20 protein-coding genes are annotated in these 23,669 nt (G+C 70.2%); 8 read left to right on the top strand and 12 right to left on the bottom strand.

Annotated elements, in window-relative coordinates; translation table 11 throughout:
• Nucleotides 1-18 precede the first annotated feature (18 nt).
• From CXY76_RS04965 to nirD, 7 genes are all read right to left on the bottom strand, one after another.
• Nucleotides 19-2,394: an FdhF/YdeP family oxidoreductase gene (locus tag CXY76_RS04965; RefSeq protein WP_104163161.1), complete on the bottom strand. Its 2,376-nt coding sequence runs from the start codon at nt 2,392-2,394 to the stop codon at nt 19-21.
• 133 nt (nt 2,395-2,527) lie between these two features.
• Nucleotides 2,528-4,267: an FAD-dependent oxidoreductase gene (locus tag CXY76_RS04960; protein ID WP_104163136.1), complete on the bottom strand. Its 1,740-nt coding sequence runs from the start codon at nt 4,265-4,267 to the stop codon at nt 2,528-2,530.
• On the bottom strand, nt 4,260-6,416 hold the full coding sequence (locus CXY76_RS04955; RefSeq protein WP_104163160.1) for a molybdopterin oxidoreductase family protein: 2,157 nt from the start codon (nt 6,414-6,416) through the stop codon (nt 4,260-4,262). The genes CXY76_RS04960 and CXY76_RS04955 overlap by 8 nt, the downstream gene beginning before the upstream one ends.
• Before the next feature lie 120 nt (nt 6,417-6,536).
• A complete protein-coding gene (locus CXY76_RS04950) occupies nt 6,537-7,961 on the bottom strand; it encodes an MFS transporter (RefSeq protein WP_104163135.1) in 1,425 nt (474 codons plus the stop codon).
• 236 nt (nt 7,962-8,197) lie between these two features.
• Complete coding sequence (locus tag CXY76_RS04945) at nt 8,198-9,055, bottom strand: hypothetical protein (protein WP_104163134.1); 858 nt, start codon at nt 9,053-9,055, stop codon at nt 8,198-8,200.
• 56 nt (nt 9,056-9,111) lie between these two features.
• Nucleotides 9,112-9,906: a sirohydrochlorin chelatase gene (locus tag CXY76_RS04940; RefSeq protein WP_104163133.1), complete on the bottom strand. Its 795-nt coding sequence runs from the start codon at nt 9,904-9,906 to the stop codon at nt 9,112-9,114.
• Nucleotides 9,903-10,328: a nitrite reductase small subunit NirD gene (nirD, locus tag CXY76_RS04935; protein WP_104163132.1), complete on the bottom strand. Its 426-nt coding sequence runs from the start codon at nt 10,326-10,328 to the stop codon at nt 9,903-9,905. Before nirD ends, CXY76_RS04940 begins: the two co-directional genes overlap by 4 nt.
• A gap of 253 nt (nt 10,329-10,581) precedes the next feature.
• Between nirD and nirB the strand changes: the two genes are divergently transcribed.
• Nucleotides 10,582-13,386 carry a nitrite reductase large subunit NirB gene (gene nirB / locus CXY76_RS04930; protein WP_233199579.1) on the top strand — a complete coding sequence of 935 codons (2,805 nt, stop codon included), beginning with the start codon at nt 10,582-10,584 and terminating at the stop codon, nt 13,384-13,386.
• A gap of 4 nt (nt 13,387-13,390) precedes the next feature.
• Nucleotides 13,391-14,491 (top strand): uroporphyrinogen-III C-methyltransferase, encoded by a 1,101-nt coding sequence (cobA, locus tag CXY76_RS04925; RefSeq protein WP_104163131.1) that lies wholly within the window; start codon nt 13,391-13,393, stop codon nt 14,489-14,491.
• 14 nt (nt 14,492-14,505) lie between these two features.
• Here cobA and CXY76_RS19635 read toward each other — a convergent pair whose 3' ends face one another.
• The gene (locus CXY76_RS19635; RefSeq protein ID WP_233199578.1) at nt 14,506-14,673 is read right to left on the bottom strand and encodes a hypothetical protein; all 168 of its coding nucleotides are present in this window, start codon (nt 14,671-14,673) and stop codon (nt 14,506-14,508) included.
• Between CXY76_RS19635 and CXY76_RS04920 the strand changes: the two genes are divergently transcribed.
• Entirely contained in the window at nt 14,599-15,666 is a 1,068-nt protein-coding gene (locus tag CXY76_RS04920; RefSeq protein ID WP_233199581.1) for a uroporphyrinogen-III synthase, read from the top strand. The genes CXY76_RS19635 and CXY76_RS04920 overlap by 75 nt on opposite strands.
• A gap of 385 nt (nt 15,667-16,051) precedes the next feature.
• On the opposite strand, the gene CXY76_RS04915 is transcribed toward CXY76_RS04920, so the two are convergent.
• On the bottom strand, nt 16,052-16,930 hold the full coding sequence (locus CXY76_RS04915; RefSeq protein WP_104163129.1) for an LLM class flavin-dependent oxidoreductase: 879 nt from the start codon (nt 16,928-16,930) through the stop codon (nt 16,052-16,054).
• 144 nt (nt 16,931-17,074) lie between these two features.
• Here CXY76_RS04915 and CXY76_RS04910 point away from each other — a divergent pair, with 144 nt between their 5' ends.
• The 5 genes from CXY76_RS04910 to CXY76_RS04885 all read left to right on the top strand — a co-directional run bounded on the left by CXY76_RS04910 (nt 17,075) and on the right by CXY76_RS04885 (nt 21,176).
• Nucleotides 17,075-17,836, top strand: coding sequence for an SDR family NAD(P)-dependent oxidoreductase (locus CXY76_RS04910; RefSeq protein ID WP_104163128.1), 762 nt, complete (start codon nt 17,075-17,077; stop codon nt 17,834-17,836).
• Nucleotides 17,837-17,912: 76 nt separating this feature from the next.
• Nucleotides 17,913-19,070, top strand: coding sequence for a M4 family metallopeptidase (locus CXY76_RS04905; protein WP_104163127.1), 1,158 nt, complete (start codon nt 17,913-17,915; stop codon nt 19,068-19,070).
• Nucleotides 19,071-19,161: 91 nt separating this feature from the next.
• On the top strand, nt 19,162-19,428 hold the full coding sequence (locus tag CXY76_RS04900; protein ID WP_103459469.1) for a protealysin inhibitor emfourin: 267 nt from the start codon (nt 19,162-19,164) through the stop codon (nt 19,426-19,428).
• A gap of 110 nt (nt 19,429-19,538) precedes the next feature.
• On the top strand, nt 19,539-20,687 hold the full coding sequence (locus CXY76_RS19180) for an LPXTG cell wall anchor domain-containing protein (RefSeq protein ID WP_146073367.1): 1,149 nt from the start codon (nt 19,539-19,541) through the stop codon (nt 20,685-20,687).
• Between the two features lie 63 nt (nt 20,688-20,750).
• Complete coding sequence (locus CXY76_RS04885) at nt 20,751-21,176, top strand: pyridoxamine 5'-phosphate oxidase family protein (RefSeq protein ID WP_104163124.1); 426 nt, start codon at nt 20,751-20,753, stop codon at nt 21,174-21,176.
• Between the two features lie 3 nt (nt 21,177-21,179).
• On the opposite strand, the gene CXY76_RS04880 is transcribed toward CXY76_RS04885, so the two are convergent.
• The 3 genes from CXY76_RS04880 to CXY76_RS04870 form a co-directional block, all read right to left on the bottom strand.
• Nucleotides 21,180-21,620 (bottom strand): hypothetical protein, encoded by a 441-nt coding sequence (locus tag CXY76_RS04880; RefSeq protein ID WP_104163123.1) that lies wholly within the window; start codon nt 21,618-21,620, stop codon nt 21,180-21,182.
• A gap of 185 nt (nt 21,621-21,805) precedes the next feature.
• A complete protein-coding gene (locus tag CXY76_RS04875; protein ID WP_103431237.1) occupies nt 21,806-22,177 on the bottom strand; it encodes an FKBP-type peptidyl-prolyl cis-trans isomerase in 372 nt (123 codons plus the stop codon).
• A 188-nt stretch (nt 22,178-22,365) separates the two neighbouring features.
• Nucleotides 22,366-23,589, bottom strand: a complete 1,224-nt coding sequence (locus tag CXY76_RS04870; protein ID WP_158253838.1) for a PrsW family intramembrane metalloprotease — start codon at nt 23,587-23,589, stop codon at nt 22,366-22,368.
• Nucleotides 23,590-23,669 lie beyond the last annotated feature (80 nt).

Below are 23,669 nucleotides of genomic sequence, written 5' to 3'. Positions count from 1 at the left end.
CGGTGTAGGCGCCGGCTCCTAGGTCAGCACCGCCTCAACGGTGCGCGCTGGCTCCAACCGCACGATCACCGCTTTCGAGACCGGCGTATTGCTGCCCTCCGCGACATGGTCGAGAGGCACGAGCACGTTCGCCTCCGGGTAGTACGCCGCCGCACAGCCCCGCGCGGTGGGGTACGACACGGCCCGGAACCCGCGCAGCACCCGCTCGACACCGTCGTCGTACACGCCATGAACATCCACCAGTTGCTCGTCGGCGAGGCCGAGCTCGACGAGGTCGTTGGGGTTGACGAACACCACGTGCCGGCCCTTCTTGATGCCGCGATACCGATCGTCGTGCCCGTAGATGGTGGTGTTGAACTGGTCGTGTGAACGCACGCTCTGCAGAATCAGGGTGCCGTCGGGCCGGTCCAGGTACTCGAGGTCGTTGACGGTGAGCATGGCCTTGCCGGTGGGGGTGGGGAAAGTGCGGGAGTCGCGCGGCCCGTTCGGCAGCAGGAAACCGCCATCCTGCCGGATCTTGGCGTTGTAGTCGTCGCAGCCGGCGACGACGTGGGAGATGTGTTCGCGGATCAGGTCGTAGTCTCGCTCGAATCCGACCCAGTCCACCGCCACCTTCGTGCCCAGCACAGCCCGGGCAAGGCGACTCACGATGGCGACCTCCGACAGCAGGTTCGGTGCGACCGGGCGCACCTTGCCCCAGGACGGATGCACCGCGCAGACCGTGTCCTCCACCGACACGAACTGCTCACCGGTGGCCTGCCGGTCGATCTCGGTGCGCCCCATGGTCGGCAGGATCAGCGCCTCGTCGCCGACCACGGCATGCGACCGGTTGAGCTTGGTGGAGACCTGCACAGTCATCTCGGCACCGTGCATCGCGGCCTCGGCGGCCTGGGTGTCGCTGATCGCGCCGACCAGGTTGCCGCCGAGGGCCATGAAGACCTTGATCTGACCGTCCCGCAGTCCCCTGATGGTCTCGACCGAGTCCATTCCGTGTTTCCGTGGCGGGTCGAAGCCGAACTCCCGTTCGAGGGCGTCGAGGAACGCCGGCGGCATCTGCTCCCAGATGCCCATGGTGCGGTCGCCCTGCACGTTGCTGTGCCCGCGGATCGGCGAGGCGCCCGCGCCGGGCTTGCCGATGTTGCCCCGAAGTAGCAGCAGGTTGATGATCTCCTTGATCGTTGCGACACCCTTCTTGTGCTGGGTGAGACCCATCGCCCAGGTGATGATCACCTTCTCGGCCCGAAGATACCGGGCGGTGAGCTCGTCGATGTCGGCGACTTGCAGGCCCGTGGCGTCGAGCACGGCCGCCTCGTCCACCTGGGCGAGGTGCGCGGTGAGTTCCTCCAGCCCCTGGCAGTGTTCGCGCAGGAACTCGTGGTCGAGCACCGTGCCGGGGTTCGCGGCCTCCGCGGCGAGCACGCGCTTGGACACCGCCTGCAACAGGGCCATGTCGCCGCCGAGGCGCACCTGCACGAATTGGTCGGCCATTTCGGTGCCGTGCCCGATGATGCCCTTCACCTTCTGCGGGTTCTTGTACCGTCTGAGTCCGGCCTCCGGCATCGGATTGACCGCGACGATCTCGGCGCCGTTCTCCTTCGCTTCCTCCAGGGCGGTCAGCATCCGGGGGTGGTTCGTGCCCGGATTCTGCCCCATCACGATGATCAAATCGGCCTTGCCGAAGTCGTCGTAGGTGATGGTGGCCTTGCCGATGCCGATGGTTTGACCCATCGCCCAGCCGGACGACTCGTGGCACATATTGGAGCAGTCGGGCAGGTTGTTGGTGCCGAAGGCGCGCACGAACAGTTGGTAGGCGAACGCGGCCTCGTTCGAGGTGCGGCCGCTGGTGTAGAACGCGGCCTGGTCGGGTGAGTCCAGTGCGTTGAGCTTGCCGGCGAGCAGCCGGAATGCCTCCGGCCAGCTCACCGGCCGGTAGTGGTCGTCACCGGCGGCCTTGTAGACCGGTTCGGTCAGCCGGCCCTGCATGCCCAGCCAGTATTCCGAGCGGTCAAGCAGGTCACTGACCGGATGCTCGGCCCAGAATTCCGAGCCGATGGTGACGGGCGTGGCCTCCCAGGTGACGGCCTTGGCGCCGTTCTCGCAGAACTCGAAGGTCTTCCGGTGGGTGGGGTCGGGCCAGGCGCAGCTCATGCAGTCGAAGCCGTCCCGTTGGTTCATCGCCAGCAGGGTCTTGCGGCTGCGGCTGACACCCATCCGTTCGAGCGCCGGGATGGTGGAGTGCAGCACCCCGGGCACGCCCGCCACCCAGGACTTGGGCGAACCGACCTCGAGGGTGGACTCCCCCGCTTCGTCGGCGTCGTCGAGATGGACCGGGCTCTTCTCGCGCGCCGCACCGGTCTCTTGCGGAGGGTTGGTGGTCACTTTCTTGGGCGTCATGCTGAGCATCCCTTTCGCCGGCCGGGATCAGCCGGCGCTTCGCGCCGTGGCCCGGAAAACACTGGAGTTATCCCCTCAGGGCTATCAGCATCGCCGGCGGATGGCAAGGGTGCAGCGGGCTCACACAGCGACCTCAGACCACGGTCTGCGCGGCGAAACGCTCGAGAACCTCCCCGATGCGGCCCTTGCAGCCGCCGCAGCCAGTGCCGGCGCGGGTGGCCGTGCCGATGCAGGCCACGGTGTCGTTGCCGGCCTGCGCCGAGGTGGTGATCGCCGCCACGGTGACACCGTTGCACCAGCAGACCGTGGACTCCGGCGCGAAGGCGTCGCCCGCGGTGGCCGGGTCGTAGTCGGGGCCGTCGAACCGCAGCAGCACCGACCGGTCGGCTGGCAGCTCGCTGCCGCGCTCGAACAGCAGGGTGAGTTCGGCACCGGTGCGGGGCATGCCCACGCAGACGAAGCCGGTGAGGATGCCGCCGCGGGTGACCATCTTCACGTAGCGGCCGTGCTCGGGGTCGGCCCACTGAGCCACGACCAGCGGTGCCGGGTCACCGGATGCGCACCCGTGCGCGTGTGCCGAATCGTCAAGATCGAACGGGTCGGCCGAGGTGTCGCCGGCGGCGACCACGTCGATACCCTCGGCCTTGAGCATCACGACGGATGCGCCGGGCTCGGCAGAGAGCACCGGCGCTGACTCCGCTGCCGCGGGCACGGCGCCCCGGGCAGCCGTGCCGGCGGTGATCTCGGCGGTGAACCGGGCCGCGAGGCTGTCGGCCTGCCGCCAGCCCGGTCCGATCAGGCCGGACGGCCCGCCCGCCGGTGCCATCCGGGCCCCGTTCCAGGCGGCCCCGAGGTCGGCGTCGGCGGGACGGGCGGCCACGTGCGCGCAGTCCCCGATGGCGTGGATGGACGCATCCGCCCAGCTCCGCAGCGACTCGTCGACCAGGACGCCGGTGGACACGGGCAGCCCGGCCAGGTGGGCGAGTTCGGTGCGGGCACCCACACCGCAGGACAGCAGCAGCAGGTCGCCGTTGATCTGCTTGCCGTCGGCGCAGAGAAGCGCCTCGAAGCGTTCCACGCCGTCGTCATCGTGGTGGAACAGGACGCTCTCGGCCCTGGCGTGGTTGACCATGGTGACCCCGGCCTGCCGGGCACTCCTGGTGAGCACCGAGCCTCCGCCGCGGTCGAGGTTGCGGTTCATCGGGATCTCCCCGTGATAGACCACGCACACCTCGGCGCCGGCCGCCGCCGCGGCGAGCGCGATCTCCATGCCGAGAACCCCGGCGCCGAGCACCACGATGCGCCGGCCGGCCTGCACGGCGGCCAACACCGTGGCGGCGTCGGCGAGGTCGCGCAGCGCGCTGACCCCGCGGGGCAACGGAGCGGCGGCCCAATCCAGAGCAGCGGCGCCGAGGCCGCCGGCATCCGCACCGGGCTTCATCAGGCCGCGCCGCACCCGCTTGACGCCGTCGAGGGTGGGCACATTGGCGCGAGCTCCGGTGGCCAGCACCAGCCTGTCGTACGGCACCGAGCTGCCGTCGCCGAGCGAGACGGTGCGGATGGTGCGGTTCACCGAGGTCACGGTGGTGCCGGTGAGGATGCGCGCGCCGGCCGCCCGGGCCCGGCTGCCGTCGGTGAGGTCGAGGGTGTCACGGTCGGTGCGCCCCACCGCGTAGTCGGCCAGGAGCACCCGGTTGTAGGCGTGCACCTCTTCGGCCCCGACGACGGTGAGCTCGGCCAGGCCGGCCTCGACCAGCGGTAGGAGCTCGTCGACGAACCGGGCCCCGACCGGCCCGTAGCCCACGACGACGATGCGTTCGGGGGCGGCCCGGTTGGCGGAGCCGGGCAGGTCTGCAGAAGTGTGGTCAGGCATCCGCCATCACCCTCTCGTGGTCGGGAGCCGAACGGCCGGGCGGTTCGATCGCCCGCACCCGCACGGCGGTGCGTTTGAACTCGGGCATGCCGGAGATCGGGTCGGTGGCGCCGGCCGTGAGCAGGTTCGCCCGCTGGTCGGCGGGAAAGTGGAAGGGCAGGAACACCGTGTCCGGCCGGATGTCGGTGCTTACAAGCGCGCGGCACCGCACGATGCCCCGGTCATTGGCCAGTTCGACCCAACCGCCGTCGACCACGCCCAGGCTCGCGGCGGTGGCCGGGTGCACCTGCATGCGGGCCTCGGGCTGGGCATCCGACAGCTCGGCCACCCGCCTGGTCTGCGAGCCGGACTGGTAGTGCTCGAGCAGCCGGCCGGTGATGAGGGTCAGCGCGCCCCTCGTCTGCGCCGGCGCCACCACGGTGCGGGGCGTCACGGCGACGATGCGCGCGCGGCCGTCGTCGTGCGCGAACCGTTCGAGGAAGAGCCGCGGGGTGCCGCCGGACCCGGCCGGGTACGGCCAGTAGGCCGGCTCCCCCGTGTCGAGCAGGGCGTAGTCGAGGCCGGAGTAGTCGGCGATGCCGCCCGCGGAGGCCCGGCAGAGTTCGTCGAAGACGTCGCCGGGTTCGGCGCTGTAGACACCGGGGGCGTCCAGGCGCCGGGCGAGCTCCTGGAAGATCCACAGTTCGCCGCGCACCCCGGCCGGCGGGTCGATCGCGGAGCGGCGGCGGATCACCCGGCCCTCGAGCGAGGTCATGGTGCCCTCCTCCTCGGCCCACTGGGTCACCGGCAGCACCACGTCGGCCAGAGCGGCGGTCTCGGAGAAGAAGAAGTCACAGACCACCAGGAAGTCGAGGCTGAGCAGACCTGCGCGCACCCTGTCGGCATCCGGTGCGGACACCACGACGTTGGCGCCGTGCACGAGCAGGGTGCGGATGCCGTCGGCTTGGCCCAGCGCGTTCAGCAGTTCGACGGCGGGGATGCCCGCACCCGGGATCTGTTCGGGCGTCACACCCCAGACCCCGGCGACGTGGGCGCGGGCGGCGGGGTCGGTGATCTTGCGGTAGCCGGGCAGCTGGTCGCACTTCTGGCCGTGTTCGCGGCCGCCCTGCCCGTTGCCCTGGCCGGTGAGGGTGCCGTAGCCGGAGTGCGTCGTGCCGACGAGTCCGAGCACCAGCGCGAGGTTGATCGCGGCGGTGGCGGTGTCGGTGCCGTCGACGTGCTGCTCGACGCCCCGGCCGGTGAGGATGTAGGTGCCCGTGCCGGCGGCGAGCCGGCGGGCCAGGCCCTGCAGCTGCCAGACCGGCACACCGGTGTGCTCCTGCACCCGCTGGGGATACCAGCCGGCCACGCTGTGTCGCAGCTGGTCGAACCCGGTGGTGCGCCGGGCGAGGTAGTCGGTGTCGGCGAGGCGTTCGGTGAGCACGAGGTGGGTGAGCCCGAGCAGCAGCACCAGATCGGTGCCGGGGGCGGGCTGCACGTGCATGCCGGCGCCGTCATCGGTGAGCCGGGCCGTGGCGGTGCGGCGCGGGTCGACGACGATGAGGCCACCGGCTTGGCGGGCCCCGTCGAGGTGGCCGATGAACGGCGGCATGGTCTGGGCCACATTGGAGCCGAGCATCAGGATGGTGTCGGCCGCGTCGAGGTCCTCCACCCGGAAGGGCAGGCCCCGGTCGAGGCCGAAGGCCCGGTTGCCGGCCGCGGCGGCGCTGGACATGCAGAACCGGCCGTTGTAGTCGATGCGGGAGGAGCCGAGGGCCAGCCGGGTGAACTTGCCCAGCTGGTAGGCCTTCTCGTTGGTGAGGCCGCCACCGCCGAACACCCCGACCGAGTCGGCGCCGTGCTCGGCCCGGCCGGTGCGGAGCTTCCCGGCGATGAGGTCGAGGGCGTCGGTCCAGGAGACCGGGGCGAAGCTGCCGTCGGCCTGGCGCCGCATGGGCTCCCGGATGCGGTCGGCCGAGCCGAGCAGTTCGGCCGCGGTCCAGCCCTTCTTGCACAGGCCGCCGCGGTTGGTGGGGAAGGCCCGGCCGGTGATGGTGACCGGGAGGCTGACCGCATCCGCGGGCCGGGCGGCCGGCGCAGGGGTGGTGGGTGTGAGCGTCATCGCGCACTGCAGGGCGCAGTACGGGCAGTGCGTGTCGACGGCATTCACGGTGTGGCCCTTCAAATGTGCGATACACCTCCGCGAGAGCGGCCATGTGGTTGCTTCGGCGGTGCTGAGGCGACCACACGACCGCTTTCGCGGGATGTGCGGGGTGAAATTGTGCGGAAGCTAGATGCGGTGGCCGGCCACCGACGAGCCGCGGCGGAGGTAGACGAACGCGGTGACGGCCATCATCACCAGGTAGGCGCCGGCGAAGGCGTAGATCGCGCTGGAGTAGTCACCGGTGGAGGTCTTCGAGAAGCCGAGCACCTGCGGGATGACGAACCCGCCGTAGGCACCGATCGCGGAGATCAGGCCGAGGGCCGCCGCGGTCTTACGCTGCGTGCCGACGTCGCCGGAGTTCTTGTGGGCATCCGCGACCCCGCTCCTGGCGGCGAAGACGCTGGGGATCATGCGGTAGGTGGAACCGTTGCCGACGCCGGTGGCCACGAAGATCAGCAGGAACGTGACCAGGAACAGCCAGAAGTTGCCCAGCGGCAGCACCAGGTTCACCAACACCGCACCGCACGCCATCACGCCGAAAGCGACGACGGTGACCAGTGCGCCGCCGAACCGGTCGGCCAGGCGGCCGCCGAACGGGCGGGCCAGGGAACCGGTGAGGGCGCCGAGGAACGCGAGCGACAGCGACGCCGAGACGACCTGGAACGAGGAGTAGTCGGGGAACTGGTCGGCGATGAGCTTGGGGAAGACGCTGGCGAAGCCGATGAACGATCCGAAGGTGCCGATGTAGAGGAACGCCATGATCCACAGGTGCGGTTCCTTCACCGCGGCGATCGAGCCGGCGAAGTCCGCCTTGGCGCTGGAGAGGTTGTCCATGTACTTCCAGGCCCCGAACATGGCGAGCAGGATGAACGGCACCCAGAAGAATCCGGCCAGCGGCAGGTTGAGCGTGCCGAGGGCACCGAGGGTGATCACGATGGGCACAACCAGCTGCGCGACGGCCGCACCGAGGTTGCCGCCGGCGGCGTTCAGGCCGAGCGCGTACCCCTTCTGGCTCTGCGGGTAGAAGTAGGTGATGTTCGACATCGAGGAGGCGAAGTTGCCGCCGCCGAGACCGGCGAGCGCTGCGACGAGCAGCATCACCGGGAACGGGGTGTCCGGGTTGCCGACCGCGATGCCCAGCCCGATCGAAGGGATGAGCAGCATCCCTGCGGAGATGATGGTCCAGTTGCGGCCGCCGAACTTGGGCACCAGGAACGTGTAGGGGAACCGCATGGTGGCACCCACGAGTGTGGGGATGGAGATGAGCCAGAAGATCTGGCCGGTGTCGAAGGTGAAGCCCGCGTTCGGCAGTTGCACCACCACGATGCTCCAGAGCTGCCAGATCACGAAGCCGAGGAACTCGGCGAAGATCGACCACTTGAGGTTGCGCGAGGCGATGGCCTTGCCGCCGTTGGCCCACTGCGTGGGGTTCTCGGCGTTCCAGTTGTCGATCCACCGGCCCGGGCGGTGCACCAGTTCGGCGGATGCGGCGGGGGCTTCGGCGGTGGACGTGGAGGGCGGGGCGGTCGCTGCGGTGGTGGTCGGGGTCATCAGGTTCTCCTCGCGAGAAATTGTGCACTGTGAGTACGTGTCGCCGACGTTACGCAGGCCGTGTTTCCGGCAGCGGATGCCGCAGTTACCGTTCGATCACCGTGTACTCACACCCGCAACGGGCCGCTGATAGGCCTCCGTCACATGACTGACACAAAGCCCGGCGGGACCGCTGATCCCAGACGGTTCCGGCCTTCCAGCGGCCTCCGGCGCTCGCCGGAACGCCGGGCTATTCGTCAGCTGTCGGCGGCGCGGAGAGCCTGCACTCGACGCAGCATCTGGCGCATCTCCTCGCTAGGCATCGAATTCGCCCGATCTGCCTCCGGGAACAGCACCGCAATGTCAGGGCCCACCTCAGCTTGCACGGCGGCGGCAACCTCGTGCCCGTCGATGAGGTATTCAAGACCAGGCTCCGACACCGACACCCAGCGCTCGTTCCATTGGGCCAGCCGGTCGACGAGTGGCCCGGACAGCCCCAGCACCGCCGCTTCCAGCCTGTCGTCGGCCAGGTCGAGGAGCGGCGAACGATCCAGCAGCGGGAGGCCATCGTCCCGCGGCTCCAGGAGAATGCGCGTCGGTGTCCGCCCAGGCGTCCACAGCCATACCGCAACGTCGACGGTGCGCGTCATCGCTTCGAACTCGGCGTCGGGCATCGCCCACATCTGCTCCACGATCGACGGTCGCGGGGTCGCCGGCCTGAAAGTCTGACCGTCTTGGCCGACCGCCTGCCAGCCCGCGGCAGGCGGGGTGGCGGTCTGGGGAGCACGGGAGCGCTCGGCGTCCGCGTCAAGGTAGAGCACGACGACCGCTGATCCGAACTCTCGTTGCAGATCCGCGGCAAGGAGGTGTCCGTCGACTCGGAAACCGAGGTGCTCGGCCGGCGAGGGCCACTCCTGCTGGTTCTGCCCCATCAGCAGCTCGTAACGCTCGTTCCAGCCGACCAGTCGGTTTTCCAGGTCGTCGGACAGGCCGAGGACCCCGCGGGGCAATGGACCGAACCACGCGTCGGGCGATGGGGAACGGTCCCACAGCGGGAGCCCGGCGCAGTACTCGTTCATCAGAATGACCCTGGTCGGAAAGGCGTCGAGGTTCATGCCTCGACCCTACTGACACCCGCGTAACTGCCACCGGCTCACTGAGACCGGCTCGTTCAGTCGGTGCGGCCCCGGCTGAACGACCAGGGCAGGCCGGCCAGGGCCAGCTCGAGTCGGGCGACGGAGGAATAGAGGTCGATGACCACGTCCACGAGCTCCGTCGGCGGCGCCTCGCCGTCCACCAGCAACGGGCGGCTCACCGCATCCGCGCCGCACCGTTCGGCCAGGCTGGCGAAGTAGCCGGGGGCCAGCAGGTAGGTGGCCACCACAACGCGCCCCGGTGTGCCGGCGCGGGCGGCGAGCACGGCGTCGGCCAAGCGGGGCTGGGCGGCGGAGATGAATCCGACGGTCACCGGGCGGTCGAGCACCGCGGCGAGCCGGCCGCCCATGGCGTGGCAGTCGGCGACGGCGCCGGCGTCGGTGGATCCGGCCGCGGCGAGCACCACGGTGTCATCGGGCCTGAGGCCGATCTCGTGCAGCCGGTCGGTCAGGATGCGGGCCAGCCGCCAGTCGGGGCCGAGCGCCCCGGTGACCCGCACGGGTTGCCCGGCCCCGGCGGCGGCCTCGGCCAGGTCGACGCGCACGTGGTACCCGCCCGAGAGCAGCAGGGGAACGATCACGACGGGGCGGTCGGATTCACCCGCGGGGCCGGAGTCGGTAGCGCCGGACTCGGCGGCGATGGCGCTGAGGCAGCTGGGCACATCCGGGCTCTGCACATCGACGTAACCGCCCCGCACGGTGAGGTGCGGCGCCGCGGCGGCCACGGCGTCGACGAGGGCCAGGACGGCGCGCTGACCGGCCGGGTCGCTGGTGCCGTGCGAGGTCGCGAGCAACACCGGGGCGTCCGTCATGCTGCGGCGAACTCCACGGTCTGGGCCTGTTCGTCGGCCAGGCTGTCAGCGCTGGCCCGCACCTGGATCTGCACGGTGCCGTGATCCACGCGCACCGGGAAGGTGCGCAGGGAGTAGTCGGCGGAGGTGAAGCACTCCCCGGTGCGAAGGTCGTAGACCTGCTTGTGCAACGGGGAGGCCAGGGTGGGCCGGTCCCCCCGCGACCCGACGATGCCGCGGCTCATCACGAAGGAGCCCGTGGCCGGGTCCTGGTTGGAGACCGCGAACAGGTGGCCGTCCGGCAGCAGCACGAGGGCCACCTGCACGCCGTCGATCAGAGCGGCCTCGGCCCACAGCGGTTCGAGTCGGTCGAGGTCGCACACGTTGGTCCAGTCCGCGGAGTGGCCGGCAGAGTCGTGCGGATGGGTGGGCGTTGTGTGCACGGGGTCCTCCAGTGGTTCTGCGGGCGAATGACGCGGTCTGCGTCACGGCGACTTCGGTGAGGCCTGCCATCCACGGTAGGCAGGCCTCGTGTCGGTCATCGTGCGGGGCCGTGACGATCGCGTAACGAAGACCTCTCACTCTGCCCAAAACGGCGTGAGGAGCCCGTCACACTCCGTTACCCGGGCGACACGGTCGGGAAATCGCCGAAATTTAGGCTGACTGAACAGCTCACCACTCGGAAGGCACACTCCCATGGACCACGTCACCCCCGCCGCGGCCGGCCCCGCCGAAGGCACCGGCACGCCCCGACGCGTCGTGGTGATCGGAGGCGGCCCCGCCGCGCACCGGTTCACCGAGGCGATGGCCGCCCGCGCCACGGCTGCCGGAACCGTCGGCCACACCGTGACCGTGTTCGGCGAGGAACCGCACCTGCCCTACGACAGGGTGGCGCTGTCCCGCCGGCTGGTCGATTCCGAAGACCTCACCCTCGGCGACACCGCCCTGTGGGACGCCGAGGCGATCAGCTACCGCGGCGGCAGCACCGTGGTCGGCCTCGACGCCGCGGCCCAGGCGATCACCCTCGCCGACGGCGAACGGGTGCCGTACGACGACCTCGTCTTCGCCACCGGCTCCGCCGCCACAGTGCCGCCCATCCCCGGCGCCGAGGCCGGCCACGTCTACCGCACCCTCGAAGACGTCGACTTCCTCGTCGGCGAGATCGGCCGGCTGCGGGAGCGCCTGGGCCGTCCGGCCAACGTCGTCGTCGTCGGCGGCGGGCTGCTCGGACTCGAGGCCGCCGGCGGTCTCGCCAGGCTCGGCGCCGCATCCACCCTGGTGCACTCGGGCAACTGGTTGATGTCGGCCCAGCTCGACGAGGGTGCCGGCCAGGCGCTCGGCCGACTGATCGGCGCGCAGGGCATCACCCTGGCGCTCGGCACGCGGCCCACCGAGATCCTGCGCTCCCCCACCGGCCGGGTGCTCGGTGTCTCGCTCACCAACGGCAGTCAGCTGCATGCCGACCTCGTGGTCTTCTCCATCGGCATCACCCCCCGCGACGAGCTCGCCCGCGCCGCGGGCCTGGAGCTCGGCCCGCGCGGCGGCATCGTGATCGGCGACGACTGCCGCACCTCGGCGGCCGGCATCTGGGCCATCGGCGAGGTCGCCAGCATCGACGGTGTCTGCGTGGGCCTGGTCGCCCCGGCCAATGCCATGGCCGAGGTCACCGCCGACCGGCTGCACGGCGGCGAAGCCGTCTTCCCCGGCATCGACGACGCCACCAAGCTCAAGCTCTCCGGGGTGGAGGTCGCCAGTTTCGGCGACGCCCTAGGCCGCACCGAACACTCCCTCGAGGTGGTCTACGCCGACCCGGCCCGCGGCCTCTACCAAAAGATCGTCGTCACCGGAGATGCCAAGACCCTGCTCGGCGGTATCTTCGTCGGCGACGCCTCGCCGTACACGTCGCTCCGGCCGCTGCTCGGCCGGGAGCTCCCCGCCGAGCCCGGCGCCTACCTTTCCGCCGCCGGCGCCGAACCGCCCGCGAACAGCGACCTGCCCGACGACGTGCAGCTCTGCTCTTGCAACAACGTGTCGGTCGGCGCGGTGCGCGCGGCCGTCCGCGGCGACCACGGCGAGGCCTGCACCGAACTCGGCCCGCTCAAGGCCTGCACCCGCGCCGGCACCCAGTGCGGCTCCTGCGTTCCGCTGGTCAAGAAGATCCTCGAGACCGAACTGCGTAAGTCCGGCATCGAGGTCTCCAAGGCCCTCTGCGAGCACATCGCGTTCAGCCGCAGCGAACTGTTCGAGAGCGTGCGGATCCTGCAGCTCACCTCGTTCGACGACATCATGGAGCGCTTCGGCACCGGCCTCGGCTGCGACATCTGCAAGCCCACGATCGCGTCGATCCTGGCCACCCAGACCAACGGCTACGTGCTGGATGCCGGCCGTGGCGGCCTGCAGGACACCAACGACCGCGCCCTGGCCAACATGCAGAAGGACGGCACCTACTCGGTGGTGCCGCGCATCCCGGGCGGCGAGATCACCCCGGCCAAGCTCAAGGTGATCGCCGAGGTCGCGGAGCAGTACAACCTCTATACGAAGATCACCGGCGGTCAGCGCATCGACCTGTTCGGCGCCCGCCTCGAGCAGCTGCCCGAGATCTGGACGATCCTGGTCGACGCCGGCTTCGAGTCCGGCCAGGCCTACGGCAAAAGCTTGCGCACCGTGAAGAGCTGTGTGGGCAGCACCTGGTGCCGGTTCGGGGTGCAGGATTCGGTGTCGATGGCGATCCAGTTGGAGCTGCGCTACCGGGGGCTGCGGTCGCCGCACAAGTTCAAGCTCGGCGTCTCCGGCTGCGCCCGCGAGTGCGCCGAGGCCCGCGGCAAGGACATCGGCATCATCGCCACCGATGTGGGCTGGAACCTCTACGTGGGCGGGAACGGCGGCTTCCAGCCGGCGCACGCGCAACTGCTCGCGCAGGATCTCGACGACGACACCCTGATCGCCTATATCGACCGGTACCTGATGTACTACATCCGCACCGGCGACCGGCTGCAGCGCACCGCGCGCTGGCAGGAGGAGCTGCCCGGCGGGCTCGAGCACGTGCGCGACGTGGTCGTGAACGACAGCCTGGGCCTGGCCGCTGAACTCGAACTGGCCATGGCCGCGCACGTGGGCAGCTACGAGGACGAGTGGGCGGCGACCCTGAAGGACCCGGAGCGGCTGCGCCGGTTCCGCTCGTTCGTGAACGCACCGACCACCCCCGACCCGGCCATCGTGCAGGTGCTCGAGCGCGGCCAGCCGCGCCCGGCCTGGCCCGGCGAGCGCGAGGCGCACACGAGCGCGGCACTGGCGGATGCGGCGCTGGCGGGTACGGCACCGGCAGATGCCGTGCAGACCGGTGCGGACTTCTTCGGTGTCAGCGTCAACGAGCCCGACGACGCCGCCCCGGCCACCGGCCCGGTGCTGCTCTCCGGCGCCCGGATCCCCCTGCGGCCGGCCGGCCGGAACGACACCGGGCGACACACAACCGCTCACACCCCGAGAGAAGACGGAGAATAGGATCATGCCGAATCCGACCCTCGACATCGGTCTGAACGTGACCGGTCGCCGCGTGCTCATCATCGGCGGGAGCCGCCCCGCCCGCCGGGTCATCGCCCGGTACCGTGCCGCGGGCGCCGTGCTCTATCTCGCCGCGGACACCTACGAGGTGCCCAACCAGCACGTCCGCGCCGTGACCTGGCCACACTCGCCGAGCGGCTGGCGCGACCTGGTCTCGGCCGTGGACCTCGTCGTGGTCGTCGACCTGCCCGCACACGACGAATCGCTGCTCGTGGCCGTGTGCGCCGAGAAGGCCGTCTGGCTCACCCGCGAGGCGGCCGCCCCGGTGTCCCGGCCCGGCCACGTCACCCTCGTCGGCGGCGGGCCCGGCGACGACGACCTGCTCACCGTCGCCGCGCTCACCGCGCTCCGCGGCGCCGACATCGTGTACTACGACAGGCTCGGCCCGCACGACAGACTCGACGAGTGGGCGCCCGGCGCCGAACTGGTGAACGTGGGCAAGCATCCGGGCCACCACGCCGTACCGCAGGCCGAGATCGAGCAGCTGCTCGTGACGAGCGCCCGCGCCGGCCTCACCGTGGTGCGGCTCAAGGGCGGCGACCCGTTCGTGTTCGGCCGCGGCGGCGAAGAAATGGCCGCCTGTCGTGCCGCCGGCGTGCCGGTCACCGTCATCTCCGGAGTCACCAGCGCCATCTCCGTGCCGGCGCTGGCGGGCATCCCGGTCACCCACCGCGACGTCTCCCGCCTGTTCACGGTGCTCAGCGGCCACGTGCCGCTCAGCGAGGAGGAGCTGGCCCACCTGGTGGGCCTGGGCGGCACCGTCGTGGTGCTGATGGGCGTGGGCACGCTGCCGCACCTGGCCAGCGGGCTGGCTCGGCACGGGATGCGTGCCGACATGCCCATCGCCATCATCGAGCGCGGTTTCTCCTCGCACCAGCGAACCACCGTTGCCGACATCGAAACCGTGGTGAGGGTCGCCGGCGAGGTCGGCGCCCGCTCCCCCGCCGTGCTCGTGATCGGCGAGGTCGTGCGGCTGGCCCAGCGCGACGACGCCGCGGCCGTTGAAGTGCTCGCAAACGCCGCTACACTCTCAGGCCAGAGGTAACCCTGCCTGACACCTCAGCCACCAGAACCATCGGAGACACCGTTAACGACATCGGAACAGAAGCGGGGCTGCCCGGCTTCCGGCCGGACCAGCTCGAGGGCTTCCGCATCGGAGTCACCTCCGACCGCCGGAGCGAAGACCTCATCGCCGCGTTTGAACGGCGCGGCGCCGACGTCATGCATGCCCCCGCCATCCGCATTGCGGCCGCGGCCGACGACTCGCAGATCACCGCCGACACCGCCACGATCATCGCCAGCCGGCCGGACATCCTGCTGGCGACAACGTCGTACGGCATCCGTCGCTGGCTCGAAGCGGCGGATGCGGCCGGGCTCGGCCATGCCCTCACCGAGACCCTCGAGAACAGCCGCATCTTCGTGCGCGGGCCCAAGGCTCGCGGCGCCATCCGCGCCGCCGACCTGGACGACTCCGGCATGAGCGACGAGGAAACCACCAGCTCGCTCGTGGACAAGGTGCTCGGCGAGGGCGCGGCCGGGCTGACGGTGGCCGTGCAACTGCACGGCTTCACCGACGAGTCCCAGATCCAGCGTCTGCAGGAGGCCGGCGCCACGGTTCTCACCGTCGCGCCGTACCGGTGGCTGCTGCCCGACGACTCCAGCCGGGTGCTCAAGCTCATCGACGCGATCTGCACGGGGTCGCTTGACGCCGTCACCTTCACCAGCGCACCCGCTGTCGAGGCGCTCTTCGGCGCTGCGGATGGCGTGGGCCGGCTCGAAGCGCTGCAAGAGGCCCTGCGCGGTCCCGTGGTGGCCGCCGCGGTCGGGCACGTCACCGCCGCGCCCCTGCTCGCGGCCGGTATCACCCCGATCGTGCCCGAACGATTCCGCATGGGCGCGCTGATCAAGCTGGTCTGCGACTACCTCGCCGACGAACGCGTTCTGCGCCTGGACAGCCGGCACGGGCCGGTGGAACTGCGCGGACGGCGCGTGTCGGTCGCCGGCGCACCCGCCGTGCTGCCGCCGACGTCGCTCACCCTTCTGCGCGCACTGCTCGCCGCGCGGGGGTCGGTGCTCTCCCGCGCCGATCTGACGGCGGCGCTGCCCGAGATCCAGGACGACCACGCCGTCGACGTGGCCATCAGCCGGCTGCGCCAGGCCCTGCCGGTGCCGGCGCTGGTCGCCACGGTGATCAAGCGCGGCTACCGCATCGACGTGTAGCGGACACCGCGCGCCCGCCCGGTCAGCCCACTCTGCCAGTCCGCTGGGCACCGACTTGCCGCAAGATGACCCTTCGACCGCCCTGAAGGGGCACAATGCGGCGACTCGACGAAGCGTGCTGCGCCGAGTTGCGTCAAAGTGCCTCTTCGCGCGCCCGGAGGGGGCACTTTGCGGCGGCTCGGCGGGCCTGCTGCGATGCGCGCACTCCGGCGGCCACGCGAGTTGCCAGTTCAGGCCCCTTCCGGGGCTTCGAAGGGGCGCGAAGTGCCATCTCGCCGACAGCCCTTCCCGCGAGATGCCACTTCAGGCCCTTTCTGGGGCTCCGGATGGGCGCAAAGTGTCATCTCGGCGGGCCTGCTGCAGCGCGCGCGGGTGTCGGCCGCAGCTAGGCCAGGCGGGCGGCGACCTCGTCGAGGACCGATTCCGAGCCGGCGTAGATGCCGTCGGGCCGGGGCCAGTGGCTGATCACGTCGGTGAAGCCGAGCTCGCCGGCCCGGCCGACGGCGTCGTCGAAGGCGCCGACACTCTGCAGCGAGTACGCCCCGCCGCTGTCAAGCGAGAGGTAACGGTCCAGCGTGCCCGGCTCCCGGCCCGCCGCGGCGAGGGTGTCCTCCAGCCGGCGCACCAGCCCCGCGACCGCGCTCCACCACTCCTCGCCCACGGCGCCGTCCGCGCCCGTGGTCACCCAGCCCGCCGCGTGCTCGGCCACGAGCTTGAGGCCCTTCGGACCGTTGGCGGCGATCACGAACGGAACCCGGGGGTTCTGGGCCGGCCGGCCCACCATGCGGGCGTCCACCGCGGTGAACCAGTCGCCCGAGAAGCTGAAGCCGCCCGCTCCCGGCTCCTCGTGGCGCAGCAGCAGATCGAGGTCGGCGACGAACTCGGCGAACCTCTCGTGCCGCTGCCGGGGCGTGTAGGCCGGTTGCCCGAGCACAAACGCGTCGAAACCCGTTCCGCCCGATCCCACACCGAGAAGCATCCGCCCGCCGGAAATGTCATCGACGGTGGCGATCTCCTTGGCGAACGGCACCGGATGCCGAAAATTCGGTGAGGCGACGAAGGTGCCCAGCCGGATCCGGTCGGTGACGGCCGCGGCGGCCGCCAGGGTGGGGATGGTGGCCTGCCACGGCTGATCGGCGAGGCTGCGCCAGGACAGGTGGTCGTAGGTCCAGGCATGGTCGAAGCCGTACTGCTCGGCGCCCTGCCATTTCCGGCGGGCCTGGGGCCAGTCGAACTGGGGCAGGATGACGATTCCGTGGCGCATACCCGCAGTCTACAAACCGGCGGGGCTGCACACCGGCCGGAGTCCCCGCATCCGTCGGCCCCGCGCCGAGGCGGCCAGACGGTGCTATGACTGGTGCGTCGGCGCCACGCCGCACCCGAGGAAGATCTGCAAAGGAGCACTCCGATGGATACAGCCGTGACCCCGGGCCGGTTCGCCGGCCAGACCGCCATCGTCACCGGAGCCGGCTCCGGGATCGGGAAGTCGACAGCCGTTCGACTGGCCCAGGAGGGCGCCAGAGTGATCGCCGGCGACGTGGTTCCCGCCCGGCTGCAGGAGCTCCTCGACCAGTACGGCGACCTCGACATCGTCACCGTCGACGGTGACATCAGTCACGAGGACACCACCACCCGGCTGGTCGCCGCGGCGAACGGCCGCATCGACGTTCTCGCCAACGTCGCGGGTGTCATGGACGGCTTCCTGCCGGTCGCCGAGGTCGACGACGCCACCTGGGAGCGTGTCTTCGGCATCAACGTGACCGGCATGATGCGTCTCATCCGCGGTGCCCTGCCGGTCATGGTGGCCGGCGGCGGCGGCGCCATCGTCAACGTCACCTCCGAGGCCGGCCTGCGCGGCGGAGCGGCCGGGGTCGCCTACACGGCGTCCAAGCACGCTGTGATCGGTCTGACCCGCAACACCTCCGTGATGTACTCGGCCCAGGGCATCCGCTGCAACGCCGTGGCTCCCGGCGGGGTGCAGACGAACATCGAGGCCCCGATGCTCTCTCCCCTGGCCGGGTCGGTGCTCGGCCCGGTGTTCCAGCATGTGTTGCCGCCGGTGGCCACGGCGGAGCAGCTCGCCGCCGCCATCACCTGGCTCGCCAGCGCGGACTCGGCCAATGTGACCGGCATCGTCCTGGCGTCGGACGGCGGCTGGTCGGCAATGTGACGACCGGTCGGCCCAGCACGACTGGCGTCCGCAGGAGAGGGGTGCGGATGTCGGACGGTGCTGGCAGACTCACCCCATGACAGGCACAGACCAGACTCAGAGCCCCGTCCCGTTCCCCGGCCACCCGCACGGCCACTCCACCGGCCAGGGCCGATCCGCCCCAGCCTTTCGCTGCGGAGTCGTGCCGCCCTACCTCCTCGAGCACCTGGCCGCGGTCGAGGACCCCCGCTTCGAGGCGGCGGCCGAGGCCGCCAGGCGATCGTTGCGCGTCGACGACCCCATCCGCAGCCTGCGCCTGGAGCGCCGCACCAGCGCCCTGCCCACGCTGCCCGTGCAGGCCGTGCCCGGGATCACCACCCGCACCATCAGCGACGCCGGTCAGCTGCAGCGGCTCCCCGGCCGCACCGTGCGCACCGAAGGTCAGCCCCCGGTCGCCGACGTGGCGGTCAACGAGGCCTACACCGGGCTCGGCGACACGCATGTCCTGTACTGGAGCCAGTACCAGCGCGACTCCATCGACGGCCACGGCCTGCCGCTGGACGCCACGGTGCACTACGGGCGGGACTACGACAACGCCTTCTGGGACGGCGAGCGCATGGTGTTCGGTGATGGCGACGGCGAGGTCTTCAACAGGTTCACGATCTCGTTGAGCGTGATCGCGCACGAGCTCACCCACGGTGTCACCCAGTACAGCGCCAACCTCGCCTACCAGGGCCAGTCCGGGGCGCTGAACGAATCGGTGTCGGATGTGTTCGGCACCCTCGTCGAGCAATATGCCGCCGGCCAGGACACCCAGTCGGCAAGCTGGCTGATCGGCGCCGGGCTCTTCACCGAGCAGGTGCAGGGCCAGGCGCTGCGGTCGATGAAGGCCCCAGGCACCGCCTACGACGACGACGTTCTCGGAACCGACCCGCAGCCGGCGTCGATGGACGGCTACATCGAGACAGAGGACGACTACGGCGGAGTGCACCTCAATTCGGGCATCCCGAACCGGGCGTTCTACCTGGTCGCCGAGGCGCTCGGCGGCAACGCGTGGGAGGCACCGGGGCAGATCTGGTACGACACGCTCACCGGGCCCCACCTCACCGAAAACGCCGACTTCGCGGCTTTCGCCCAGGCGACGGCGACGGCCGCGATCACCCGCTACGGGGTGGACTCCGCCGAGCACGGCGCGGTTCTGGCGGGGTGGAACGGAGTGGGCGTGGTCTTCGATCCGCTGCGAGCGGCCTCGTGACGCGGCAATGACCGTTCGGTGTTCACTGGCAAGCCACCTCCGATCATGCCAACATCCCCGATCGTGACCCGGCCGGACGTACCATGGGGCCATGAAGGTCGTCGTCTCACGTAGCGGTGGCATCGCTGGGCTCAGGGTCACCTGGGACGTGCAGGTCGATGAGCAGCCGGATGCTGCCGCGTGGATGCGGTTCCTCGAGGAACTGCCCTGGGACGAGGCCGAAGACAGCGCACCGATGCCAGACCGTTATGTGTACCGCATCCGGTGCGCACCACACGAGGTGGTTCTCGCGGAACCGCAGGTGCACGGCGCCTGGAAGGACCTGATCGACAGGGTCCGCGCGGCGAGCGAACGCTGACGACGAACCACCGCAAGGCGTGTCGTAAGCACCCTGTAACAAACGTCGCCCGGCGATACTGATAACGTGACCAGAAGGGGGGTCACGGGGCCCCGACAAGGGGGGCCATCATGGCAACGGCATATTCGTCTGCATCATCAATTCCTGAGGTCGGCGGCACCGCCGATTCACCGCGCAGAGCCGGCAAGCCGGCCGCCGGGCGGCCCGGCGTCCTCCTCCGGCGGGGCCTCGCCGTCACGTTCGGCCTGGTAGTCGCCGCTGCCGCGATCCTCGGCACCACCCAGGCGCCCGCCTCCGCGGCGCCGGTGCCCGGCACGGTCAACCAGTGCAACTACATCCAGGACGGCGGCGGCAACGAAATCGCCTGTGACGTCACCATCACGAACTACCTCGACCTCGACACGGGGCTGTCCCGCTCGGACATCTCCGTGCGCACCTGTGAAGGCGCGGTCGGCGAACTGGTGTGTACCAATATCCCGGTGAGCTTCCCCACGGCCACCACCGTCGTCGACCAGTGCAACAACTCCGCCAACGGCGGCGGGTCGATCGCGACCTGCAACGTGACGGTGGAGAACATCATCACCGGCGATGCCACGACCTCACCCGCGACCGTGAACCAGTGCAACGGCTCGGGTGCGGAAGGTCCCGCCCCCACGCTGAACTGCGCCCCGGTGTCCTCGACCACTTCGGCCACCATCACCCAGTGCAACGCCTCCGTCAACGGCGGCGGGGCCGCCCGCCGCGTCACCTGCACCGTCGATCCGTCGACGGTCAGCGCGGCACTGCCCGTGACCATCCGTCAGTGCAACGATTCCGTGAACGGCGGCGGCTCCACGCTGACCTGCACCGCCTCGATGACGAACCGGATCCTGCCCGCCGGAACCGTCGTCCCCACCCCGACACAGCCTCCGGTCTCCACGAGCACCCCCACCCCCACGCCCACCCCCGGCGACACCACCACGCCGACGCCCACACCCTCATCGACCCCGCCGTCCGTCGGGGCAGGCCAGACGCCCAGCCCGTCGGCGACCGCCGCGAACCCGTTGATCCCCGTCGCCGCCGGCGGCGGCGGCAGCGGAGCCGGCTATGGCACCGAGCTGGCCGAGACCGGAACGGATGCCCAGCCGGTGTTCCTGGTCGCGGCCGGAGCGTTGCTGGCCGGTGGAATCCTTTTCGCCGTGATGCTGCTGCGTCGCCGCTCCAACCAGGTTCAGGCTCCCGCCGACTCGGCCGAACTGCACTCCGACACCCGGCCGTAGGGCAACACGCCGCGGTCCACACGGCTTACTCGCCGAGTGGACCGCAAAGTGGGACGATGAGGTATGGACAACAACGACCTTGATCCCGTTCGCATTCTCAGCGAGGACGAGTGCTGGGAGTTGCTGCTGTCCTCGAGCTTCGGTCGTCTCGCCGCCGCCGTCGCGGACGACATCGAGATCTTCCCGCTCAACTTCGTGGTGGCCGACAAACGACTCCTGTTCCGCACCGCGGAGGGAACCAAGCTTCTCGCCCTCACCGTGAACAACAAGGTGGCACTCGAGACCGACGCCATCGGGCGCGCTGACGCCTGGAGCGTCGTCGTGAAGGGCATCGCCAGGGTCCTCGACACCCAGGCCGAGATCGATGCCGCCAACGAGCTCCCGCTCCGGCCGCTCGTGCCCACGCTCAAGTACATCTGGGTTGAGATCACCCCGACCGAGCTGAGCGGTCGCCGGTTCGACCTGGACCCGGAACCGGAGCGGTACTAGCCGCTAGTCGCTGGCCGCCGCCGGAGCGACCCGGCCCTCGCCGGAGAGCCCGATGAGCATCAGCACGGCAGTGCCGTAGGCATCCGCCGCGGTGGCCGCCTCGAACACCTCGTCCACGCCGCGCACGTGCACGCTCACCCGGTACCGGTCGTCGCCGAGCCTGTGCAGGGCGCGAAACGTGCCGCGCAGGAGTGCGCGCATCTGGTCCTCCCGCGGCAGCCACAGGGCGTCCTCGAGCGCGAGCGAATCCAGCGCCCACTCCGTCGTTCCGTTGAAACCGAGGATGGTGCCGGTGTCGAACTCATGCGCCTCGATGGTCATCTCGCTGACCGTGAAGACCTCGGAGTCGAAGCCTGGACGTTCGATGCGGAACGAGTCACCCGACGCGGGATGCCAGGACAATCCGGCCTGCTGCAGGGCACGAGCACAGTCGATTGAGATCATGTCCCATTATCGGCGCGCGGTCGCGTTGAACGCGAGGCCCATTTTCGCACTCACACCAGCCCGTCAGGCAGAGGAGAGTGGCAGGTCACGGCCGGCTGCTGGCCGCACAATGAGAAGTGCCCCGGAGTGCCGTCAGCATCTCCGGGGCCACTACTCACGAATCAAGCACGTGCGAATCGAACGATCTAGCTGACGCCGTTCAGGTCGATCACGAAGATCAGGGTCTTGCCGGACAAGCGGTGGCCGGATCCGGCCGGGCCGTAGGCCAGGTGCGGCGGCACGGTGAGCTTGCGTCGGCCGCCCACCTTCATGCCGGGGATACCCTGCTGCCAGCCGGCGATGAGGGAGCCCAGCGGGAAGTTGATCGACTGGCCCCGGTTCCAGGACGAGTCGAATTCTTCGCCGGTGTCGTATTCGACACCGAGGTAGTGCACGTCGACGGTGGCGCCGGCGGTGGCCTCGGCCCCGTCACCTACCACGATGTCGACGATGTCGAGCTGTTCGGGCGCGGGGCCCTCCGGGAAGTCGAGTTCGGGCTTGGAGTTCAAATCAGTCATGAGACCATCCAATCGGATTCCGGGTCCCGACGCACACCCGGAAATTCCCCCTTGCGCGAACGCCGACGGCAGGTGCACTCTTAGTGCATAGAAACTCGCCGCACCGGGAGAGTTGTCGGCAGTGCCACACCACCGGGCGGCGAGTTTTCTCGTGGGCGTAGTGACCGGCACTCGTTGTGACCGGTACGTCAGCCGACGACCTCGGCGCGGTCGCTCATCAGCAGACCCAGAAGCCGGGCCTCCTCCACCTGGTCGGGGGTCGCACCCGCACGGGCCGCTCCGCCGGCGCGACGGGATGGACGCAGCTGGGCGCTCACCAGTCGTTGCCGCACCGAAGCCAACCGGGTGGCATCGATGATGAACCGGTTCATCGCCAGGCGACGCGCCTGCGGTTGACCGTGCGCCCACGCGCGCGCCTGGCGCCGGCCGCGCGGAGTGGCCAGCATCGCCACCTCGGCGGGGGTGAACCAGCCCACAGCGGCATAGTCGCCGAGCCGTTGCACCGTCAGGGTCTCCTCTTTGCGCCGCAGCATGACCACGGCCAGGATCGCACCGAGGAACATCGGCACCTGCACGAGGAAGTAGTAGCCCACCAGGGAGGCGTCGTCGGTGAGGAAGAAGAACGCCCCGTTCCACAGCGCGTGCAGCAGCACCGCGGCGGTCAGGCCGATGAAGACGACGCCGAGATAGCTGGACCCGCTCGCGCGCCGGGCGGCGAGGCCGATGGCCAGGCCGGTGCAGGCCGTGAACAGCACGTGCGCGAACGGCGAGATCACCCCGCGCAGGAGGAAGGTCACGCCGAGGTCGGTGATTCCGCCGTCGAGCATCGCCACCCCGAAGTACTGGATGTTCTCCGAGAAGGCGAAGCCGGCGGCGATCATGGCCGCGTAGACGACTCCGTCGATCGGACCGTTGAACTGGCCGCGGATCACCCAGAACAGCAGCAGGATCCCAAAGCCCTTCGCCGACTCCTCCACGAGCGGCGCCTGGATGACGGCGGCCGTGAAGTCGCCCGCCGGGCGGGCCACCCCGCTGGTCGCGACGACGATCTGCACACCGAGGTCGAACACCAGCGCCGTCACGATCGAGACACCGGCACCCCAGAGGAAGGCGAACCAGAGGGCCGGCCGGGGTTCCGGCTCCCACCGGTCGATCCAGCGCACCGTCAGCAGCACCAGGGTGAGCGGCACCAGCGCCAGCAGCAGGCAGATCAGCAGGGCACCTGGACCGAGGAAGGTCGAGAGGTACACCAGCACCAGCAGCAACGCGAGCGCGGCGACCACGATACCGACGCTCGCCCACACGATCGTGCTCAAGCTCGTGCGCCGCACCGGCGAACTCCACACCGGTGTCTGAATGGGAGCGTCCTGCACGGGCACGGCGAGAGGTCGGCCGGTTGGGTCGAGGGTCATGCCCGCCAGTTTACGGGGACCGGACCGGTTCGAACCGGCTGTTTCCGGCCCAGATCCGGCCCAGCACGGCGGTGTCCGAT

Source organism: Cryobacterium sp. N22 (assembly GCF_002929555.1).
Classification (GTDB): Bacteria; Actinomycetota; Actinomycetes; order Actinomycetales; family Microbacteriaceae; genus Cryobacterium.
The sequence above is the reverse complement of the archived record's forward strand: the minus strand, read 5'-3'. Positions and strand labels throughout refer to the sequence as shown.

Bases quoted from the DNA above. Each gene is read 5' to 3' on its own strand.
- CXY76_RS04945 (WP_104163134.1), bottom strand. From the start codon at position 9,055: ATGAACCTCGACGCCTTTCCGACCAGGGTCATTCTGATGAACGAGTAC.
- CXY76_RS19180 (WP_146073367.1), top strand. From the start codon at position 19,539: ATGGCAACGGCATATTCGTCTGCATCATCAATTCCTGAGGTCGGCGGC.
- CXY76_RS04915 (WP_104163129.1), bottom strand. From the start codon at position 16,930: ATGCGCCACGGAATCGTCATCCTGCCCCAGTTCGACTGGCCCCAGGCC.
- CXY76_RS04885 (WP_104163124.1), top strand. From the start codon at position 20,751: ATGGACAACAACGACCTTGATCCCGTTCGCATTCTCAGCGAGGACGAG.
- CXY76_RS04950 (WP_104163135.1), bottom strand. From the start codon at position 7,961: ATGACCCCGACCACCACCGCAGCGACCGCCCCGCCCTCCACGTCCACC.
- nirB (WP_233199579.1), top strand. From the start codon at position 10,582: ATGGACCACGTCACCCCCGCCGCGGCCGGCCCCGCCGAAGGCACCGGC.
- CXY76_RS04905 (WP_104163127.1), top strand. From the start codon at position 17,913: ATGACAGGCACAGACCAGACTCAGAGCCCCGTCCCGTTCCCCGGCCAC.
- CXY76_RS04900 (WP_103459469.1), top strand. From the start codon at position 19,162: ATGAAGGTCGTCGTCTCACGTAGCGGTGGCATCGCTGGGCTCAGGGTC.
- cobA (WP_104163131.1), top strand. From the start codon at position 13,391: ATGCCGAATCCGACCCTCGACATCGGTCTGAACGTGACCGGTCGCCGC.
- CXY76_RS04880 (WP_104163123.1), bottom strand. From the start codon at position 21,620: ATGATCTCAATCGACTGTGCTCGTGCCCTGCAGCAGGCCGGATTGTCC.
- CXY76_RS04965 (WP_104163161.1), bottom strand. From the start codon at position 2,394: ATGACGCCCAAGAAAGTGACCACCAACCCTCCGCAAGAGACCGGTGCG.
- CXY76_RS19635 (WP_233199578.1), bottom strand. From the start codon at position 14,673: ATGCATGACGTCGGCGCCGCGCCGTTCAAACGCGGCGATGAGGTCTTC.
- CXY76_RS04875 (WP_103431237.1), bottom strand. From the start codon at position 22,177: ATGACTGATTTGAACTCCAAGCCCGAACTCGACTTCCCGGAGGGCCCC.
- CXY76_RS04960 (WP_104163136.1), bottom strand. From the start codon at position 4,267: ATGCCTGACCACACTTCTGCAGACCTGCCCGGCTCCGCCAACCGGGCC.
- CXY76_RS04940 (WP_104163133.1), bottom strand. From the start codon at position 9,906: ATGACGGACGCCCCGGTGTTGCTCGCGACCTCGCACGGCACCAGCGAC.
- CXY76_RS04870 (WP_158253838.1), bottom strand. From the start codon at position 23,589: ATGACCCTCGACCCAACCGGCCGACCTCTCGCCGTGCCCGTGCAGGAC.
- CXY76_RS04910 (WP_104163128.1), top strand. From the start codon at position 17,075: ATGGATACAGCCGTGACCCCGGGCCGGTTCGCCGGCCAGACCGCCATC.